Here is a 3,465-nt window from a genome sequence, read left to right on the forward strand (position 1 = left end):
TGTTCAATCTGTTGCGGTAGGTTATTAAGGACATGAGGTGGACAAATAACCAAATCATCCAAGCTAAAAAGCCTTTGAAATGCATTTTGGGTTTGGGTAAATCGACAACGGCTTTGTTTTTTCCAATGATTGCCATAGAACCTTTGTCTTTGTATTTAAAGGGTTTTAGCGTTTTATTTTGAACCATTAGCTTGAAGTTTTCTGCTAGATTTACTCCTTGCTGAATAGCCACTTGCGCTACTTGTGGGTGACCTCCCGGAAAATCCACATCGTTGAGTTGAATACAGGTATCTCCAATGGCGTAGATGTTTTCGGTAGCGTTTACTTTGTTGAAAGCGTCAGTTGCCATTCGTTTGCCACGACCGTAACTTTCCGCCGGAATTCCGTCAAATTCCCTTGCTGAAACTCCAGCCGCCCAAATTAAGTTTTTGGTTTGTATGGTTTTGCCGTCACCTAAAAAAACGGTATCGTCTTTATAATCCACTACTCGGGTGTTTAGTTTTACGACAACTCCAAGTTGGGTTACTGCTTCCAAAGTGTCTTTTTGGGATTCCTCGCTCATGGGCGACAATAAGGCGTCTCCCCCATCGATTAAATAAATATTGCTGGCAGAGGTTTGTAATTCGGGATATTCTTTAAGCAAAATGTTTTTTCGCATTTCGGCAAACATTCCCGATACTTCAACTCCTGTAGGGCCACCTCCAACGACTACAATGGTCAAATGCTTTCTACGTTCATGAATGTCTTTGCAGATGGCTGCTTTTTCCAGATTTTTCAATAATGCATTGCGCATTTCAATAGCATCATTGAGGGTTTTCATCGGAATGGCATTTTTCTTGACATTTTCCATTCCAAAATAACTCGTTTCGGCGCCTGTTGCAAAAACCAAGCGGTCGTAATGCAATTCGCCATTATTGAGGATTATTTTGTTTTCGGCAGGAATCACTTTTTGTAATTCTCCCAAACGAAACTGAAGGTTTTTTTTACCTGCAAAAAATTTTCGGAATGGATAACTGATACTTGAAGGTTCCAAAAAGGCTGTGGCAACCTGATAGATGAGTGGCGGAAAGAAATTATAATTGTTTTTGTCAACGAGGGTTACTTCAATTTCTTTGTGGTTGGCGAGTTCTTTGGCTAAATTAATTCCAGCAAAACCTCCTCCTATAATAACTATTTGCATATTGTTTTTTGTGATGTTGTTAAAAAAAAAGCATCCATAAATATACGCTATTTATGGATGCTATAAAATATTGGATTATTAAAAAACTTATAAATAATTAGTTTTTTTTTAGTTTTTTAACAGGCTTTTCGGCTATTTCTGTTTTGTTTTGCAACAAATAATTGGCCAATAATTTTTCAATCAATTCGTCTTTGGTAAGATGATGAAAAATGGTTTTTATTTTTGTTTTTAATTCGGCATCCACGTCGTGATTGGGTTTGGTTTTGAAGATTTGCTTCGCCCATAAAAGCGTGTTGTTTTCTTCAATACTCGCAACAGACGGTTTTTTATATTTAGTAAACTGGATTCCTAATTCTTTTTCGAAATCAGCAATTTCAGCCACTTCTTCGGGTTGCAAAACGGTTAAAGAAAGTCCTTTGGCTCCTGCCCTAGCCGTTCTTCCGCTACGGTGAACATAGACTTCATAAACATCCGGCAAATGGTAATTGACCACATAAGAGATTTCTTTTACGTCAATTCCCCTGGCGGCCAAATCGGTTGCCACCAAAATATTGATGTGTCCCTCGCGAAATTGTTCCATGATTCGGTCACGGATTCCCTGTGACAAACTTCCGTGTAATGCTCCCGATGAAAATCTGTTGATGGCTAAGTTTTTAGCTAATTTATTGACAGCAGCTTTGGTTTTGCAGAAGATAATACCGCGTTCCCCATCTTTGGAATTCAGGAAATGCATTAAAACATCCAGTTTTTCTATAGGATCTACCACAATATAGTTGTGATCAATTCCTTGATTACCGACAGTTTCCATACTGGCGCTTACCGTCACTACGTTTTTGTTTAGGTAATTCTGGATTAACTGCTTTATTGTTCCAGGCATAGTCGCCGAAAACAAAAAAGTTCTGTATGTTTTGGGTAATTCGGTTATGATTTCGTCCAAAGCTTCCTTAAGAATGGATACCATTTCATCGGCTTCGTCGAGAACGAGAAATTTGGTGTCTTTTAGGCTGATGGCTTTGCGTTGCAACAAATCGATCAAACGACCCGGCGTTGCCACGACAATATGTGTTGGTGTTTTTAATCGTTCGATTTGTGGTTTGATTGGGATTCCGCCACAAACGGCTGCGATTGAAACTTCAGGAAGATACTTAGCGTAACTCTCTAAATTATTGAAAATTTGTTGTCCCAATTCTCTTGTAGGCACAAGTATTACGGCTTGTACAGCAGAAATGTTGGTGTCTATCAATTGCAATAATGGCAATCCAAAAGCAGCGGTTTTTCCCGTTCCTGTTTTGGCAAGTCCCACGATATCGGTACTGTTTGATAACAACAGCGGAATGGTTTTTTGCTGAATTTCGGTTGGGGTTACAATTCCCATTTCGGTAATCGCTTTTAGTGTACCTTTTGAAACTCCTAAATCTGAGAATTGTGTTGACATGCTTTTTGTTTTTTAATTGTAAAATGCTTTTGAATAGCAGAATGTTGTTTTAGCCCCGATAGAAGTGAAAATCCTTTTCTTTTTTTCTTTAAAAAAGAAAAGATTGCAACGGATAGCGGGAAATAGCTCCTAAAAATTATTTATATAAATCAAAATAGAGACGCTTTGCATTGCGTCTCTACCTTGAAATTTGATTGTTTATTAATCGAGTTCGTTCATGACTTTCTCACGGTATTTTTTACCGATTAATAAGGTCATTTTTAATTTATAATCGTCCATTAGCCATTCTCTGTAGTTTTTACTGCATTGGGAAAGGCATTTTGAAAAACGTTTTACGCGATATTCGATATCGGCTTCCAATTCTTTTGAAAGAGCTTTGGCTTCCTGTAATTCTTCGGTATTGTCCACACACATGGCAGCGTGTTGGTCAATTGATTTTTCTAAAACCACTTTGGATCTTAAATTTTGTGCGATTGCCAGTTTGTGTTCTTCATCCACATCAAAAGTAACATCGACAGTTTTGCTGAACTTGGCACGCAATTCTGGTGGCATAGCATATTTGAAATGCAATTCGATTTCGCTGTCATCCCTTAAATTTTCTAAGTAAAACTCAGGAGATTTAAAGATGTGCTGCCAGTTTACAGGATCGCTCCATAGTCCGAAACGAGCCGCATTATTACCTAAATCGATTACTGAAAATTCGTCTTTTCCTGGTAGTTTTCGAGAACCACGACCAATCATTTGGAAATATAATGTCAACGATTTTGTGGCTCTGTTCAATATAATGGTTTCAACGGTTGGTTCGTCAAATCCGGTTGTAAGGATTCCTACTGAAGTTAGAATCGCATCT

2 protein-coding genes and 1 pseudogene are annotated in these 3,465 nt (G+C 38.2%); all 3 read right to left on the minus strand.

What is annotated here, in order from left to right; all coding sequences use genetic code 11:
• A partial coding sequence (locus VFS71_RS10760) for an NAD(P)/FAD-dependent oxidoreductase (protein ID WP_326401219.1) occupies window positions 1-1,180 on the minus strand: 1,180 nt, incomplete at its 3' end.
• A gap of 97 nt (window positions 1,181-1,277) precedes the next feature.
• On the minus strand, window positions 1,278-2,615 hold the full coding sequence (locus VFS71_RS10765) for a DEAD/DEAH box helicase (protein WP_326401220.1): 1,338 nt from the start codon (window positions 2,613-2,615) through the stop codon (window positions 1,278-1,280).
• Between the two features lie 201 nt (window positions 2,616-2,816).
• Window positions 2,817-3,465, minus strand: a pseudogene (locus VFS71_RS10770) (DEAD/DEAH box helicase); the annotation flags it as partial.

This window comes from Flavobacterium sp. (assembly GCF_035760125.1).
In the GTDB taxonomy this organism is placed as follows: domain Bacteria; phylum Bacteroidota; class Bacteroidia; order Flavobacteriales; family Flavobacteriaceae; genus Flavobacterium.

Excerpts from the sequence above, each read along its gene's own strand:
- VFS71_RS10765 (WP_326401220.1), bottom strand. The coding sequence starts at position 2,615 with ATGTCAACACAATTCTCAGATTTAGGAGTTTCAAAAGGTACACTAAAA.